This window comes from Streptomyces malaysiense, from assembly GCF_000980885.2.
GTDB classification, from domain to species: Bacteria; Actinomycetota; Actinomycetes; order Streptomycetales; family Streptomycetaceae; genus Streptomyces; species Streptomyces malaysiense.
On the sequence record NZ_LBDA02000144.1, the window covers coordinates 1 to 665 of the forward strand.

Below are 665 nucleotides of genomic sequence, written 5' to 3' on the forward strand. Positions count from 1 at the left end.
GACACCACGAGTTCAATCTCAGTAGCTGAGAAGTTGTTCGTGAGGTAACTCTGCGCCGCAGCCGGCCAGCACGGACAGCAACAGGAACCGGGACACTTCCCGTCACGCTGAGCTGCAGCCGGCCAGCGCGGAGCGTGAACAGAACCGCGCAACGGTTGTCCAGCTTGACGCTTACCGACCAGCACCCAAGCCTGCGCCGGAACCGAAGCGACCGGAACCGCTCGGGGACACGAATCCCTTCCTTGCGCTGCTCTAGGCAAACCAAGCAGGCCCCGTTCATTCGGACGGGGCCTTTCACTGTTTCGACTACGCGACTGGGCAGGCCGCTCCAGGAAGCGCACGATTCGGGGAGCACGTCACCACTGCCAGGGACAGATACGAGGGACGTTCCAGATAGAAGCCGTACGACACATCAGCGCCCGAGTGCAGGTGTTCGGCAGCAGAGACCACCAGGCGGGCTAGGCCGTGTTTTAGATCGGGTTCCGGTCCACGCCTCGCGCCGTAATGATCACGGTGTGGGGCGTGGGGATCTTTCTGATGAACAGTGGTCGGTGCTGGAGTCGTTGCTGCCGGCGGCAGGCGTGAGCCGCAGGTCCGGGAACCGGCGGCGGTTGATCAACGGAGTTCGGTGGCGGGTTCGGACGGGTGTTCCGTGGCGTGATCTG

Annotated in this window: 1 protein-coding gene; it reads left to right on the forward strand. The window is 63.5% G+C overall.

Going from position 1 to position 665, the window contains the following annotated elements; translation table 11 throughout:
• Positions 1-515: 515 nt before the first annotated feature.
• Positions 516-665 (forward strand): transposase (locus tag VT52_RS36555; RefSeq protein ID WP_143070966.1); only part of this gene is annotated, 150 nt, incomplete at its 3' end.